Raw genomic sequence first — 15,660 nt, 5'->3', positions numbered from 1 at the left:
AAAATGAAGTCCTAAAGCACTAACAAACGATCTTTATTCACCCACAGATTATCTTTATTCGCCACGCTCACAAGCCGTCCGCCTATCAACTATATCCTGCCTTTCGAAACAATTCCTACAGAAATACGTTTTATTAAAAGAAACTAAAACAAAATGTGATATGGACAAGTTGAAAAAATTCGATCTGATGGAAAAGATCGCCAGAGAACTGGAAGACGTACGAAATAGTCAGCAGGCTGTTTTAGAAAAGATAGGCAAGATTGAAGTAGATAACATCGAGTTGGGGGATAAATTAATCGAATCAAAAATGCCGGATATCTATCAACGGACAGCAGACAACTCCGATTCTATTCGGGAAATTTTGGAATCTTTCCAAGAAAAAACCGAAGAATATAGCGAAAAGAACAATATCGATAGGTTACGGGAGCAAGAGGCGATTAACAATGCTAAATAACAAGAACGGCGTGTAAAATACACGCCGTTTTTGTTATTTAAATCTCCCGATTTGTATCCCAATTTTCTAAATAATCCGCAACGCGTTTCAGGAAGGTACCCCCCAATGCACCATCAATGATACGATGGTCGTAAGACATGGACAGGTACATCATGTGGCGAATAGCAATCACATCCCCATACTCCGTTTCCAGAACAGCAGGTTTTTTCTTAATTGTTCCTACTGCCAAGATAGCAGCCTGCGGTTGGTTAATAATGGGTACGCCCATAATATTGCCAAAAGCACCAATATTGGTAAACGTAAAAGTTCCGCCCTGCGTATCATCGGGTTTCAACTGATTCTGCCTACTCCGATGTGCCAAATCATTGACTGTTTTACTCAACCCGACTAAACTTAACTGGTCGGCATTTTTAATAACCGGTACAATCAAATTGCCAGAAGGCAGTGCCGCTGCCATACCGATATTGATGTTCTTCCGCTTGATGATTTGATACCCATCCACCGATACATTAACCATGGGGAAGTCGCGTAATGCTTTACTAATGGCTTCAATGAAAATGGGTGTAAAGGTAATATTTTCACCTTCCCGCTTTTTATAGCTATCCTTTATCTTATTCCTCCAATTGACCAGATTCGTTACGTCCGCTTCTACAAAGGAAGCCACATGCGGCGATGTTTTAACACTATGCACCATATGATCTGCTATAAGCTTACGCATACGATCCATTTCTACAATTTCATCACCCGGTGTTGTTATTTTCGGGGTATTTCCCCCTTCTTCTTTTTCTTTGAAAGGAGGTGCAATGACGTGCTGATCCGACGATACTGGTTTCGGTGCTGTTTCCTCTGATCCAACTCGTGGGTAATTCGCCGGACGTTTGCCGATGTAATCGAGAATGTCCTGTTTCGTGACTCTGCCTTCTGCCCCTGTACCACGGATACTATCCAATTCTGTCTGACTAAGCCCTTCTTCCTGTGCAATATTCTTGACTAAAGGGGAATAAAAACGAGAACCGGAATGTAACATCGTCTTGTCAGGTGTTTCTTGTTCCAATAGTTCTGTACCTGGAATATCCTGCGTTGGGCTTGCTTCCTGCTTCGCAGAAATAGCCTCCAGAGGTTCTTCCTCTATGACATCCGGCTCAACTGTATCTTGGGATATTTCCGGCTGAGGCTCAAACCCTGTTTCTTCAGTTCCGGACGCATCTTTATCTTCATCTATCTCTCCCTCTACTTCAATCCACGCGATCACTTCGCCCACCTGCGCTACTTGGTTTTCTTCAAAAAAAATCTTGGATAACTTTCCTGTCACCGGAGCAGGAACGTCAGAATCCACTTTGTCTGTGGCTATTTCCACAATTGGATCATCCTCCTCAACCGAATCTCCAATGGCGCACACCCATTTTGTAATGGTCGCCTCGGAAACACTTTCTCCCATTCGTGGAAGAACCACTTTATATATACCCATACTGATCTAAGTTCGTTGAATGATTTACTAAATTAACATTTAATCTAACAAATTCAATTAAACAAAACATAATATTTTATAATGGGGTAAAAATAAAATATTATTTCAATATATTCCAAAGCATAGTTAATCCCGCCACAACTGTACGTTCGATATTGATGGCTCTATCGTTTTTAAAATGGAAGGTTTGTGTTCGGGTTTCAGATCTGCCGGCAACGGCTATACAGACCGTACCAACCGGCTTCGTTTCCGTACCTCCGCCCGGACCGGCAATACCACTCGTCGCAATGGCATAATCTGTGCCGAATACACGCTTTGCTCCTTCCGCCATTTCTTTAACGGTCTGCTCACTGACAGCCCCATACTGTGCTAATGTATCCGGTGAAACACGTAAAACATCCATCTTCGCTTGATTGGAATAAACGACCGCAGCTCCCTGAAACATTTGGCTAGCTCCGGTAACGGCCGTAATCTGCGCGGAAATACGACCTCCTGTACAGCTTTCAGCCGTAGAGAGTGTAACACCAGAAGCTGTAAATGTCTGTACCAGTACTTCTTCAAACGAACGATTGTCTGTCGAAACAACATAGTCTTTCACCCGTTCCATCACCTGTTTTTTAAAGCTATCGGTTATACTTGTTAAGGTTTCGATATCCGATCCCTCCCCGGTAAAACGCAAACGTACCATACCAATTTTCGGAAGATACGATAAGGTAATAAACGGCGGCAATGCGTTTTCTATATCGGCAATCTGCTCAGCCAAATGGGATTCTCCAATACCTACTGTTAATAAGTAGGTGTTATAAACAAATACATTGCTTTTGTATGAATCGCGCAACACAGGCAATACGCGGTTTTCCATCAAGAACTTCATTTCAAACGGTACACCCGGCAAAAAAGCGAAATATTTACCGTCACGTTCGACTGCCATCCCCGGTGCTGTTCCCACATCATTAAACAGAACGGTCGCATTTGCCAATACATCCGCCTGACCAATATTCATAGCTGGCATATTTTTCCTACCTGCACGACGAAAAATCTTTTCTACATGTGCCAGTACAGCTTGATTACGTATCAGCGTAGTTCCAAAATAATCTGCTACGGCTACTTTTGTAACGTCATCTCGGGTAGGTCCCAGCCCACCGGTCATAATGATCACATCGACACGCTCTTCAGCCTGCCGTAAAGCATTTTTTATAGCATGCTCTTTATCGGATATCGAAGTAATATGGACAACGGGGATATGCAATGCTCCTAAGTGTTGGGCAATCCATGCGGAATTGGTATCCACGACCTGCCCATTTAATAATTCGTCGCCTATGGTAATGATTTCTGCTTTCATCTTTTTTCAACACCTAATATAAAATCTAAGGACATTTGCATCCTGCTGTAATATCCCCCATTAACCTTACATGTCGCATCAAAACCGAGCCTTTGGCGAGCTCAACGAAGTTAAATTTTGAAATCTGTAGAAACAACATTTTTGCATTATCCAATCCTTCAAAATTTTTCAGCGACGAGTTTTATGAATTCATGTTTGTTTTTAGTATTCATGAGCTCACTTCGTTCGGTTTTGGTTCTTTTTTAAGGAAAAAAAGAACACCTAATACCTATAATGGCTCTCGCGTTTCGTCAATTTCAAATCTTGTAATATCGACGCTTTGGCACGGATGGTAATGTTATAACTTTGGTATTGTCCAAAAGGTGTCCAACCTATAGACATATCCCAACAATGCAAGTCTCGATAAATGCTAAACCGCGTCAATGACAGCGCCTTTTGCCGAAGATCATAGCCGGTATTAAATTGTACCTTCCATTTCGGCGTAACATTAAAGTCGCCATTTACATTGACCGTCGCGGTAACAGTATTCATCATCCGTCTTTCTGCGGAATTCCAAGACTTATTATAATTCATACTGAATGAACCATTTAAGTTCCAGGGAATATTAAAATCGACAAACGCATTCGGGTCGGTACTGATACGTGCCAGTGCATCCGCCTGTTCTGCTGTCATATTCGGCATTTGGTTACGGAGCGAATCGAGATTATCATTCCGGCTTTTGTTTGCATTGGGGTTAAGACTATAGTCAAACGACAATCCAAAATTGGTCAACCGAGCCAAATCTCCATCTTGAATCGCAAAACGGTCGATACGTTGTCCCGTTTCTTTGTTATAGGTATAAGGGTCAAAAGTACCGTTGAAGTTTAAATTGATCTTTTCCTTAAAGAGCGATGTACGTCCAGAGAAACTAATGGTCGAAAGTTTCAGTGAATCGGCCTGGAAATTATAGTTTCCGCTAAAGGTCAGACCTTGTAGGATCTTCACTTTCCGAAACGCCTCATTGCCTGTCGTATCGTTGTTGTTTCTTACTTTGGCTTCGATATTGTTATCTACCGAAAAACCAATCCCCATAGATCTGCCTGCACCAGGTCCGCCAAAGATACCACCTTCAAAAATAGAATAGCGTTCCACCACGCCGTTATCGTTTACGAAATCCCGATAGAAGCCATAAGTAGGATCAGAGAAATCGGGGCGATAGTTGAGGTTAATCGATGGTGTAATCACATGCCGGATAGCCTCTACTTTTCCCATTTTCGGATACATACCATAAACCTTCGTAGAAAGCCCTGCTGACATAGAATAGTCATAAGCACGCTCAAAACCTCTGACTGTGTCACGCATAGCAGAAAAACCATTGACTTCGTTAATCAACCGCTTACGTACAGATTGCAGATACCAACGTTCTGTATAGTTTATAGATGTGTTGAATTGAAAATACTTGAAAGCATTTAAACTTAAACTTATCGGGATATTATGTTGGAAACCATTGGTAAAATCATTTAGCGCTTCTTTCTTAAAAAGCAGGGAATCCGTAGTCGAGATGGTGTTTCGGCCCTGCAAACTATATCCTACTGTAATCCGTTGATACCATTTTTGATCACCTACACGATCTTTAGAATCAAAAGGGTTAAACGTGGATACGTTCAAACTAAAAGACGGTAGCTCCAAATCCACTTGCCCGGATGCCATGTCCTGCCGATGGCTTAAATTAGCCGTAAAATTCACTTTTCCATCAGCAAACACTTTACCATACGCTATCGAAGAAGACATATTGTTTCGTGTCAGGTCTTCTATCGAATTTTGCTGGTTAAAACCTGTATTCCGGAAATAGGAGCTGGTACCAAAATTAACCGAAGCGGAAAAAGAAGTTCCCGGGTTGGCCTCTTGTCGCTGTGTGTGGTTCCAGGTTACGTTGAAATCGCGGTTAACGCCGTAATTCTCTGTGCCCTCTACTCCGGACGGCGTCGAAGCATAACGGATGTTAAAACCTCCACTATACTTATAATTCACCAAGTAGTTTGTACGCACGCTTCCTTCCCATGCGCCTTTTGAGTATAGACTTCCTCTAATTTCGGAATCCCAATAATCGTTAAATGCCAAATACCAGCCCATGTCACGTATAGAAAAACCGCGCGTCGCATCCTCACCAAAAGAAGGAAATAAAAGTCCTGAGGACCTTTTGTTGTTCTTCGGAAAAAAGCCAAATGGAATCGCTACGAACTTAATAGGTATATTTTCGACCACGAGAAATGCGGGTCCTACTATAATATGGTTTTTCGCCAATAGACCTTTTGTAAATTGGATACCAAAGTGTGTATGCGGGTAAGGTAAGTTACAGGTGCTGTACATCCCGGTCTGTAAAGAAAGCTCGTCGTATAGATTTTTTCGAACTACCCTTGCCTGGACATAAGCCCCGTCTTCCTCGGTCATGATGCCATATGTATTTCCCTCCCGGCTTTTATAATCATACATCAATGAGTCGACCGATTTGGGACTTTCCCCTGGAAATATAACGACCGGACGACCAACGTATTTGCCATTGTGGTCTGTTACTCCACTCGCAAACAATTGATTCGTATTTCTATCCAGTCGGATATAGTCAGCAGCAAGCTCAAAGTCCTGATATTTAACTTTAGCGCCGTTGTATAGATGAAGCATATTTTTGCTCACTTCATTCCAAGACGAGTCGTTAGCAACAATAGTAACCATCGTTTCCAGACCACTATCATCTTCCATCATCACCGTATCCTGTCCTTGCGTTTCCTTTAGGTGGTTTCTAGTGGTATCTGTCAGTGACGTCGAATCGACAGCGCCTGTAGTGTCTGTTTGATTTTTTATGCTGTCCGCAACAATTAATGAGGTATCTTGAGCGTTAGAGGTAGTAGTAGTTTTTGAAGACGAAGCAACCTGTGCACCGGAGGCCGAAATGGCCACAAACAAGAACAAAATGCTACAGAAAAAACAAGTTAACGTCTTCAATGTGAATTATGAATGTTATTTTTGTGTGTACTAAAACTACCTATCGGCAAAAATAGGCAAAAAAGATTTAGAAAGCGCGACAGACAAACGTTAATAAAAAATAAATTTACACTACCTTTGTAAAATATTTTAAACGAGGATATATAAGGATATAATACACATGACGAGAAATTTAAATGTAAAAAAGCTGACTTTATTTGTAGCTACAATTTTTACGTTGACGCTGACGACCTCATCTATTACTCCTCCCCCCGCCGAACAAGAGCCAAAAAGTGTTGGACATCCTGTACGTACTATTGTACTTGACGCCGGTCATGGTGGAAAAGATAACGGTGCTGTGGGTAGGAAATCGAACGAAAAAGACATTGCCCTAGAAGTAGCTCTAAAATTAGGTAAGAAAATTGAAGACGAAATACCGGGCGTGAAAGTTATCTACACGCGAAAAACGGATATCTTTCTACCGTTATATGAACGACCGGCGCTAGCCAACAAGCACAAAGCGGATCTTTTTATTTCCATTCACTGCAACTCCGCAAACGGCACCAGACGTGTAAAAAATAGCAGAGGTAGATGGGTAAACACAACGGTCCGCAGACCGAATGTAACGGGTACCGAAACTTTTGTTTGCGGTTTTAACCGCTTGGGTAGCCAAGATGTCGCCATCCGTGAAAATGCTTCTATCTTACTGGAAGACAACTACGAGGAAAACTATGGCGGTTTTGACCCTAAGGATCCCTCCAGTATGATTGTATTCCAATTAATGAAAAATCAATATAGAAGGGAAAGTATTAAGTTGGCTTCCCACATGCAGGATGAATTTTCCAAATCTAATCGTCCTAATAGAGGTGTTCAAGAGCTTTCTTTAGCCGTATTGTCTACCGCAGGCATGCCAGCAGTATTAACCGAACTTGGTTTTATGAGCAGTCCTACCGAAGAAGATTACATGCTGTCAGCTGCAGGTCAAAAAGAGATAGTACAACACTTATTTAATGCTATAAAAACCTACAAAACGGCTGTAGAACGATAAACATTTGTTACATTCGTTTGTTATTAAATACGATAATGGAATTAATTTACCCAAGCTAGACATATTTTGAAGATATCAAACGAAACGAAAGTCGGTATCATTACCGTGATTGCTCTTGCCCTATTATTCATAGGTTATAACTTCTTGAAGGGAAACGATGTTTTCTCCAGCGAAAATGAGTTTTACACGGATTATGATAATGTCGATGGCTTAACTGTATCTAAACCTGTTGTTGTCAATGGTTACCAAATAGGGCGGGTATCTGAGATGAGACTTTTGGAAAATGGTAAGATACGTACGCACTTTAAAATAAAAAATGATTATGATATCCCTTCAAATACGGTTGCCCGTATTGTAAGCGCCGACCTTCTGGGAAGCAAAGCCATCGTATTTCAATTGGGCAATAGTAAAACCATGGCAAAAAGTGGTGACCCTCTTCTATCGGACGTACAGGCCAATTTATTGGAGAAAGTGGAGCCTTTGCAGTTAAAAGTAGAGAACCTCGTTGTCAAATTAGACTCTGTACTTTCGGCTGTTAATACAGCATTAGATCAGGAATTCCAGCGTGATTTTAAAAGTAGCTTACGCAGTATTTCCGTTTCATTACGAAACATGGAGACGATTACCAGTGATGTGGAAGGATTAATGGGATCAGAAAGGGCTCGATTTGCTAGAATTATGCAGAACCTCGAGTCAATTACCAGCAACTTCCAAAAAAACAACGCCAAAATCAATAATATTCTTGCAAATCTGGATAGCTTGTCTGATGACCTTTCCAAGACGGAAATCAAAGCAACCATTGATAATGCAACGCAGGTGATGAAAAATGTCGAAGTTATTACCGCTAAAATTAATAATGGCGAAGGTTCTATTGGGTTATTGTTAAATGACGACAACCTCTATAACAACCTTAACAGTGCTTCTGAAAGCCTCGATAATTTAATTAAAGATGTGGAGGAAAGACCTGGAAAATATATACGCCTCAGTATTTTCGGAAAAAAGGATACGAAATAATTATAACTGAAACGGTTCGAGTTTGTTCCTCGAACCGTTTCAGTTATAAGGTTTCCTTCAGCCATCCAAAGAATTCCCGTTGCCATACCATGGCATTATGTCCGGACAGTACCCAATGGTTTTCTTCTGGAAGATAAACCAAACGGCTTTTAATATTTTTCAACTGGGCGGCTTGAAAAGCCGCTAATCCCTGCCCTATCGGAACGCGATAATCTTTCCCTCCCTGAAAAATTAATATAGGTGTATTCCATTTATCGATATGCGTTATTGGATTAAAATCGGTATACGTCTTAGAATTGTTCTTATCCCAATATGGGCCACCTAAATCGTGGTTGGCAAAAAACAATTCTTCTGTTGTTCCGTACCACGACGTCATATCAAACAACCCACAGTGCGAAATAAACGTCTTAAACCGCCCTTCATGAACACCTGCCAACATAAAAACAGAATATCCACCATAGCTAGCTCCTACTGCGCCAATACGTTCTTTATCTACATAAGGCTCTTTTGCTAAATCATCAATTGCCGAAAAATAATCGCGTATCGGTTGGCCACCCCAATCTTTCGATATGTCCTCATTCCATTTCACTCCCCAGCCAGGCATGCCTCTTCTATTGGGCAAAATAACAATATACCCCTGCGAAGCCATCAGCTGGAAATTCCACCGATAAGAATAGGCTAATGTGGTGGGCGACTGCGGTCCGCCTTGACAGAACAATAAAGTAGGGTATTTTTTGGTCGGGTCGAAATCAGGTGGATAGATAACCCAAGAGAATAAATCCGCACCATCGGATGCTTTGGTAAAACGACCTTCCACTTTTGTCTCTGCCAAATGACTATATATGCCATCGTTCACCTTCGTGATAGCGGCTAATGCTTTCTTTTTAAAGTCATACCGATATACTTCTGCGGCACGTGTCATCGTAGTTGAGGTTACAATCAGACCGCCATCAATCTCTCCTACTATACCCGCTATATCAAACTCACCTTCACTGATCTGTGTTATTTTGGGCAGTGTATTCCGAGCAAAGCTTTTCGGCAGCTCTACTTCAAACAATTGTACCGTGCCTCGAACCGGAGCTGTAAAATATATTTTTCTGCCATCTTTGCTCCATATATAGGAATTGACTGTTCCGTCCCAACCGGCTGTCAAATTCGCACGTTGTGTTGTCGTTTTATCAAAAACAACTATATCGTTCTTGTCGGCTTCGTAGCCGTCGGTTTTCATACTCAGCCAAGCTAACCGTTGCCCATTCGAACTATATACCGGATGTGTATCATAACCGTTCATACCCTCCGTAATATTGGTGGTTACTTTGCTGGCTATATCGTATCGGTATATATCCGTATTGGTGCTAGAGGCATATTCTTTCCCAAATCTCTTCTTGCATACATATAGCACGGCTTTGCTATCCGGCGTCCAGCTAAAATCGTCTGCTCCGCCAAAAGGTGCCTGTGGACTGTAAAACGGCTCGCCTTCCAATATGTCCAAGGGCTCTCCTATCTTACCATTATCATAGGTGGCTATGAATGGATGGTTAAAACGACCATCGTTAAAAGTGTCCCAATGCCGGTAGTCTAAATCATCATAAATATAGACGTCTGATTTAGTCAAGTCGCCGTATTTATCTTTACTATGATAAGGATGAACAAGCACTGCCCGGCTAAAAAGGATATGTTTTCCATCGGGTGATAACCTTACATTTTCCAAACCGCCTTCTAGGTCTGTAAGCTGTTTCGCCTCGCCTCCGGTCAATGGTTTGGACCATAGCTGGCTTTTGAACAGATAAATGACTTCACCGTTTTCTTTTATCTGAACGACAGACTCACCGCCTTCTTCCTGCGTAAATTGAACTGGTTCACCTCCTTTTATCGGAATGATATAGAGATTTTTTTCTGATTTATTCTCCCCAAACGCATAATTGGATACACCATACACCAACCATTTACCGTCTGACGACAGGCCTTCCGCTGATACACGCCCTAATTCCCATAGTTTTTCGGGCGTCAAGATTTCTTTCTTCAAATGATATACTTTATTTGTCGTTACCGGTCTTTTCACGCGCATTCCTGGTTTCTCTTGTCCAAAAGACAGGGTACTCATTATCATAGCACAGGCTAAAACTGAAATTTTCTCCATAAGATTTACTCTTTTTTTCCATCGCAAGATAGGAAATGTAACTTCGATTTAAAAATCGAGTTTTCTTTATAAAATTTTTTGTGTCGCTCAAGCTGCGACTGGCTCTTCCTTTTTTTTCCGCAAAAAAAAGAAGCAAAAAACCGACCGCAGGGAGCTCATGAGTGCCAAAATAAACACAAATTCATAAACTCGCCACTTTAAAATTTTGATGGGATGGATAGTTCATCTATGATAGTTCTACATATTTCAAAATTTTATATGTGGCATTTAGCGGCTAAATAAGGGACGATACAATTGCATGATCCCTCCTTAACATTAAAATGCCGCATCCGAATGTTTTACAACTGTACAAACTCATTCTTAGTACTATCCCAAATGTAAAACATTCGAAGCGGCGAGGTTTTGGTTCTTTTTACGGAAAAAAGAACATAAAGAAGTTATTTCTTTTCAAACTGATACCAATTCACCCGGGTGGACAGCTTCATCAATAGCGCCAGTATAGTGAACACTCCGATCGTACCAACAATCAAAGAATAATCCTGTAGCTGCATGAGTGAGAAGATAAAGACATAGAAGGCTGATAGAATACCACTGAAAACAAGGGCAACCTTTTTGTCTTTCGTGATACCGTATATGAACGAGGAAATGAGTATAATCGTTGCTAACGCAGCTATCAGGTAGCCCCAATTAAACCCGATGTGCTCACTTAATGCCAACAGCAGTGAATAGAATAACACCATCGCACAACCAATCAATACATATTGTACAATATGAACCCGTTGTTTTTTAATGACTTCCGTAAAGAATAGCGACGTAAACGTCAAGAGCACCACCAAAATACCATATTTAGCAACACGCGTTGTTTTCTGGTAGTTATTTACCGACTCCAGAAAATTGACCTGTACCATATCTTGCTCTTTAGACATCTGCACATTTGCTCTTGTAGAAGAGACTCTAGGTTCCGGTATAACAGCCACAGGATAGTCTACATCTGTAACTTCATAGTTTGTTACTTGGTACATACTACCTCGCGCCCCTTTCCATTGCTGTGGAAATTTTCGGCTAAAGCTTGGAATACGCCATTTGGCGGTGAAGTCCTGTTGTGAAATAGTTCTGTCTTCCGGCAAAAATCCTCCGTTAAAGCTGGGGTTGTCCCAGGTGCCGGAGACGATTATACTCGTCTCGTTGCTTGTGGGAAAAACAGTCAGACTTCGCGAACCTCGGATATCTAAATTTATCTCAAATTGGTTTTTGGTTGATCTATCCGACAAATCTACGTTGGCGACCATGGTCTGTTCAAAGAGCGAAACATCGGTGTTGCCGACTTCAAATTCCGTGTCTGCTTGCCCCATGTTTAATTTTGGAACGGCTTTTACTCCTTTCAGATCACTTAGTCCAATAAATACCTTTGCTTTTTCCCAAGCTAGATCTTCGGGATTTAAATCCAATTTTGCCAAGTCTATTTCATCGAATTCACCACGTAGCGCAACCGTTGCATTATAAACGACCGTTTGATAGATTCCGCGTTTCAAATAGGTAGGTTCCACTGTAGATTTCACATCGAGCTTTTTGGAAACGAGAAAGACATAATCTTTTTCGACATGTTTTTCTACCTTGATCTCACCTTTTTCATCGGTTGTATTCACGTTATACGAATGGGTATAGGGTATTCCAATAATAGGTCCGGAAACAACTTGTTTATTACCCCATTTGCTCGCTATTTCATTGCTGACAGATTGGTCTCTATTTTTACGTTCCTTGATTAAATCCTTCACGCTCTCCATAGGAATAAGCAATAGGAGGACTAAAAAGAGAATAATTCCTAATTTCAAGATGACAGAATTAGCCAACCGTTCAAAAAAGGTAGGTTGAGACGGTGGAAATGTTGGGGGAGTGTTTTGATTTTCCATATTATTAAAGTTAAAAGTACTTTGTTTTTCAAAGTGAATGAATAAAAAAATTATTTATACTGTTGTTTTATTAAATTTTCTAACGCTGTTAAATGATTCTCAAAAGCTTTTGCTCCTTTTTCCGTCCGTTTATATCGGGTATTGGGTTTTCTATCAACAAAACTTTTCTCCACACTTATATAACCTTCTTTTTCCAAGGTTTTTAAATTGGACGCCAGATTACCGTCGGTAACGTCAAGCGTTTCCTTAAGCGAGCTGAAATCATACGAATCATTTGCCATCAGCACGCTCATGATTTGCAGGCGTATACGATTTTCGAATACCTTATCATATAGAGAAAAATCCAAACCCACTATTTATTCGTATCTTTTATGTACAATGAAACCATAGATGATGTGCAATACACCAAATCCAAATGCCCAGAACCATAATCCATATCCCGGAAGCAGTAACGCCAATAGTCCTAATAAAATCTCCAATATGCCCAACCAACGTACCTCTTTAAAAGTATAGACGCTTCCAGACGTCAGGGATAAACCATAAAAAATAAGGAGCGTAGCGCCTATTAAGCTAAAATATCCCTTTGATAACAGTAGCAATGTAAAAAGACCGCCTGTCATTAACGGAATAGCCATAGCCAGCAACATTGCTTTACTGGAAGGGTTCCAAATAAGCTGACGGGCCTTCTTCGCCTTTCTTTGTGCCATCCACAGGCCAGTAGCTAAAGACGTAATTAAAACAACCAGTGCAATAAAGATCAAATTTTTAATAATAACTGGCTCCATGACATAATGGTCCCGGTAGTCAAAGCCACTATCAAAACCGTATACCACCACATAACCCGCCGCAGCTCCAAGCAATGCGTAAATACCAATTAGTACGCCGGAAATTCCCGAAATAGACAACACTTTGGACGATTTTTCCATCATGGAGCGAATATGCCCAATCTCTTTTATCAAATCCTGCTGATTCATATGTATTTATTAATTATTTATTTGTCTATTTCAAATTGTCATGGATAAGTATTTATCTTATTAAAGTACTTTGAAAAACAAAGTAAATGAATACAAAGCATTTATGCAAGGACAAAATACCTTTTTTTATTTTTTACAAAATAATCAAAAAAAATCTTGCAAGATATGCCCAAGCTTACTATCTTTGTGCCACAATAAAAGTCCTATAACTGCGGAAGTGGCGTAATTGGTAGCCGCACCAGACTTAGGATCTGGCGCCGAAAGGCGTGGGGGTTCGAGTCCCTTCTTCCGCACTTGATGTCCTCCCGAACTTAATACACTCGGGAGGATTTTTTTTGTAAAATGCGTAAAAGCGAAACGAGAGTATGAATATTTCACACCAAACAGTTGACGATGTCAACGCGAACATTAAGGTTGAATTAGCGCCCGAAGACTACAACCCTTCGGTAGATAAAGCTATCAAAGAACAAGCGAAAAAGGCTAAATTACCAGGTTTCCGTCCAGGTATGGTTCCTGCGGGCCACATCAGACGTACTTACGGAAAATCAATTTTATTTGATGAGATCAATAAGTTGATAAACGATAAGATTTCGGAATACATCAGCGAGAACAAACTGGAAGTTTTGGGACAGCCTCTACCTGTGGACAGTGATGCGGATGCAAAATACAATTGGGATTTTAATGATACATTCGCTTTCACATACGAAATCGGTATCGCACCGGAATTTGAAACGCCGTTCTCTAAAGAAACAGAATTTACAGCTTACGAAATCAAGGCGGATGGTACTACATTAGCAGAACGCGTCAAAAACTTACGTCGTAGCTACGGTAAAATGACGAACCCAGAGGTTTCCGAAGAAGGTGATGTACTCTACGCAACGTTGAAACAAACCAAAGAAGAGGGCATTGAAAAGACAACTTCTGTACGCACCGACATTGTTGAAGATGCAAAAACAAAGAAAGCATTAGTTGGCTTGAAACCAGAGGATACCGCTAAAATCGACATCAAAAAAGCTTTTAAAGTAGCTGATATCGCGCGCATCTTGGGCATCACGGAAGATGAGGCTGAAAATCTAGACGTAACGAAGTTTGAGCTGACGGTCAAGAACATCAACCGTCTGGAGGAGGCTGACTTAAACCAAGAGTTTTTCGATAAGTTATTCCCTGCGGGCGACGTAACCAGTGAAGAAGAGTTCGAGGCGAAAGTAAAAGAAGAAGTGGAAGGTCTTTTCAAGCAAAACGCTGATCAGAAGCTGCGTAACGACATATACACTTATGGTATGGAGAAAGTGGATGTCAAATTCCCGGAGGCTTTCTTGAAAAAATGGTTGAAAGCAACGAACCCTAATATTTCTGACGAGGAACTAGAAGAGGGATTTGCTGATTTTTTAAGTAATTTGAAATGGACAATCATTGAAAACCGCATCGTTACGGCTAATAACCTGGAAGTTAAATATGACGAAGTGATTAACTTGGCAAAAGAACGCATCTATGCACAAATCAAGATGTACAACATCAACGATGAACCTACAGATGAACAATTAGGTCAATACGCCCTTCAGTTATTACAGGACAGAGAGCAAGCAAACCGTCTTTTTGAAGAGGCAAAGGCCCTTAAGGTGTTTGATTATCTAAAAGAAAACGTGACGCTAAAACCACAAGAAATCCCTTATGTAGATTTCGAAAGATTGGATAAAGACAGCAAATAAGCTTCTTAAAAAATAAATACCACAAACAAAGGCTATCTTCTTGGGGTAGCCTTTGCTATTTTTGAAAGATGATACGGATTAGAAAAGCCCTGCCCACTGATGCAATAGCAATTGCCCCGATCATGTTAACGGCAATGGAAGAAATTATTTATTATTTTATCGGTGAGCAAGACCGGCATAAAGCCATCACTTTTTTGGCGTATCACATCGCGCGATCGGGAAATCAATATAGCTACGAATATATCATCGTCGCCGAAGAAGATGGCAACATCATCGGACAAATCTGTCTTTATCCAGGGGATGCCCTCGAACAATTGCGGGCGCCTATCCTCTCCTATTTGTATACGCATTTTAAAAGGCAACCGGACCTAGGTAATGAAACACAGACAGGAGAAGTTTATATTGACACCCTAGCGGTATCTGCTGCTGCACAGGGTAAAGGTATTGGAAAAAAATTGCTGCTTTACGCTATTGACTTTTTCGTACATCGACAAAAAGAGGTGCTAGGATTATTAGTAGACAAGGAAAATCCTAAAGCAAGGAAACTCTATTTAAACATGGGTTTCAAACCTGTAAAGGATGTCCATGTGTTTGGAAAAGAATTGGAACATATGCAGTATTCATGACTCGTAATTTTTCAAAA

12 protein-coding genes and 1 tRNA gene are annotated in these 15,660 nt (G+C 40.8%); 6 read left to right on the top strand and 7 right to left on the bottom strand.

Annotated features, from left to right (window positions below; all coding sequences use genetic code 11):
• Positions 1-160: 160 nt before the first annotated feature.
• Complete coding sequence (locus tag FXV77_RS18785) at positions 161-454, top strand: hypothetical protein (RefSeq protein WP_148920781.1); 294 nt, start codon at positions 161-163, stop codon at positions 452-454.
• Between the two features lie 37 nt (positions 455-491).
• Here the strand turns inward: FXV77_RS18785 and FXV77_RS18780 are convergent, their stop codons facing one another.
• The 3 genes from FXV77_RS18780 to FXV77_RS18770 form a co-directional block, all read right to left on the bottom strand.
• Positions 492-1,922, bottom strand: a complete 1,431-nt coding sequence (locus FXV77_RS18780) for a dihydrolipoamide acetyltransferase family protein (protein ID WP_148920780.1) — start codon at positions 1,920-1,922, stop codon at positions 492-494.
• A gap of 100 nt (positions 1,923-2,022) precedes the next feature.
• Positions 2,023-3,264, bottom strand: coding sequence for a competence/damage-inducible protein A (locus tag FXV77_RS18775; RefSeq protein ID WP_148920779.1), 1,242 nt, complete (start codon positions 3,262-3,264; stop codon positions 2,023-2,025).
• A gap of 261 nt (positions 3,265-3,525) precedes the next feature.
• A complete protein-coding gene (locus FXV77_RS18770; protein ID WP_246162523.1) occupies positions 3,526-6,243 on the bottom strand; it encodes a putative LPS assembly protein LptD in 2,718 nt (905 codons plus the stop codon).
• Between the two features lie 160 nt (positions 6,244-6,403).
• Here FXV77_RS18770 and FXV77_RS18765 point away from each other — a divergent pair, with 160 nt between their 5' ends.
• The gene (locus tag FXV77_RS18765) at positions 6,404-7,270 is read left to right on the top strand and encodes an N-acetylmuramoyl-L-alanine amidase family protein (RefSeq protein ID WP_148920778.1); all 867 of its coding nucleotides are present in this window, start codon (positions 6,404-6,406) and stop codon (positions 7,268-7,270) included.
• A gap of 66 nt (positions 7,271-7,336) precedes the next feature.
• Positions 7,337-8,284 carry an MlaD family protein gene (locus FXV77_RS18760; protein WP_148920777.1) on the top strand — a complete coding sequence of 316 codons (948 nt, stop codon included), beginning with the start codon at positions 7,337-7,339 and terminating at the stop codon, positions 8,282-8,284.
• A gap of 43 nt (positions 8,285-8,327) precedes the next feature.
• Here FXV77_RS18760 and FXV77_RS18755 read toward each other — a convergent pair whose 3' ends face one another.
• From FXV77_RS18755 to FXV77_RS18740, 4 genes are all read right to left on the bottom strand, one after another.
• Complete coding sequence (locus tag FXV77_RS18755; RefSeq protein WP_148920776.1) at positions 8,328-10,424, bottom strand: S9 family peptidase; 2,097 nt, start codon at positions 10,422-10,424, stop codon at positions 8,328-8,330.
• A gap of 437 nt (positions 10,425-10,861) precedes the next feature.
• Positions 10,862-12,334 (bottom strand): cell envelope integrity protein CreD, encoded by a 1,473-nt coding sequence (gene creD / locus FXV77_RS18750; RefSeq protein ID WP_148920775.1) that lies wholly within the window; start codon positions 12,332-12,334, stop codon positions 10,862-10,864.
• A gap of 50 nt (positions 12,335-12,384) precedes the next feature.
• Positions 12,385-12,681: a winged helix-turn-helix domain-containing protein gene (locus FXV77_RS18745; RefSeq protein ID WP_394344152.1), complete on the bottom strand. Its 297-nt coding sequence runs from the start codon at positions 12,679-12,681 to the stop codon at positions 12,385-12,387.
• A 9-nt stretch (positions 12,682-12,690) separates the two neighbouring features.
• Positions 12,691-13,308 (bottom strand): hypothetical protein, encoded by a 618-nt coding sequence (locus FXV77_RS18740; protein ID WP_148920773.1) that lies wholly within the window; start codon positions 13,306-13,308, stop codon positions 12,691-12,693.
• A 211-nt stretch (positions 13,309-13,519) separates the two neighbouring features.
• Between FXV77_RS18740 and FXV77_RS18735 the strand changes: the two genes are divergently transcribed.
• The 3 genes from FXV77_RS18735 to FXV77_RS18725 all read left to right on the top strand — a co-directional run bounded on the left by FXV77_RS18735 (position 13,520) and on the right by FXV77_RS18725 (position 15,643).
• Positions 13,520-13,601, top strand: a tRNA-Leu gene (locus tag FXV77_RS18735).
• Positions 13,602-13,673: 72 nt separating this feature from the next.
• Complete coding sequence (locus FXV77_RS18730) at positions 13,674-15,017, top strand: trigger factor (RefSeq protein ID WP_148920772.1); 1,344 nt, start codon at positions 13,674-13,676, stop codon at positions 15,015-15,017.
• A gap of 68 nt (positions 15,018-15,085) precedes the next feature.
• Complete coding sequence (locus FXV77_RS18725) at positions 15,086-15,643, top strand: GNAT family N-acetyltransferase (protein WP_246162522.1); 558 nt, start codon at positions 15,086-15,088, stop codon at positions 15,641-15,643.
• The last annotated feature ends 17 nt before the right edge of the window (positions 15,644-15,660 follow it).

This window comes from Sphingobacterium phlebotomi (assembly GCF_008180195.1).
In the GTDB taxonomy this organism is placed as follows: domain Bacteria; phylum Bacteroidota; class Bacteroidia; order Sphingobacteriales; family Sphingobacteriaceae; genus Sphingobacterium; species Sphingobacterium phlebotomi.
Note: the sequence above shows the minus strand (reverse complement) of the source record. Positions and strands in the feature narration are given on the sequence as shown.

Coding starts and splice junctions, on each gene's coding strand:
- FXV77_RS18785 (WP_148920781.1), top strand. CDS start 161: ATGGACAAGTTGAAAAAATTCGATCTGATGGAAAAGATCGCCAGAGAA.
- FXV77_RS18780 (WP_148920780.1), bottom strand. CDS start 1,922: ATGGGTATATATAAAGTGGTTCTTCCACGAATGGGAGAAAGTGTTTCC.
- FXV77_RS18775 (WP_148920779.1), bottom strand. CDS start 3,264: ATGAAAGCAGAAATCATTACCATAGGCGACGAATTATTAAATGGGCAG.
- FXV77_RS18765 (WP_148920778.1), top strand. CDS start 6,404: ATGACGAGAAATTTAAATGTAAAAAAGCTGACTTTATTTGTAGCTACA.
- FXV77_RS18755 (WP_148920776.1), bottom strand. CDS start 10,424: ATGGAGAAAATTTCAGTTTTAGCCTGTGCTATGATAATGAGTACCCTG.
- creD (WP_148920775.1), bottom strand. CDS start 12,334: ATGGAAAATCAAAACACTCCCCCAACATTTCCACCGTCTCAACCTACC.
- FXV77_RS18740 (WP_148920773.1), bottom strand. CDS start 13,308: ATGAATCAGCAGGATTTGATAAAAGAGATTGGGCATATTCGCTCCATG.
- FXV77_RS18730 (WP_148920772.1), top strand. CDS start 13,674: ATGAATATTTCACACCAAACAGTTGACGATGTCAACGCGAACATTAAG.
- FXV77_RS18725 (WP_246162522.1), top strand. CDS start 15,086: ATGATACGGATTAGAAAAGCCCTGCCCACTGATGCAATAGCAATTGCC.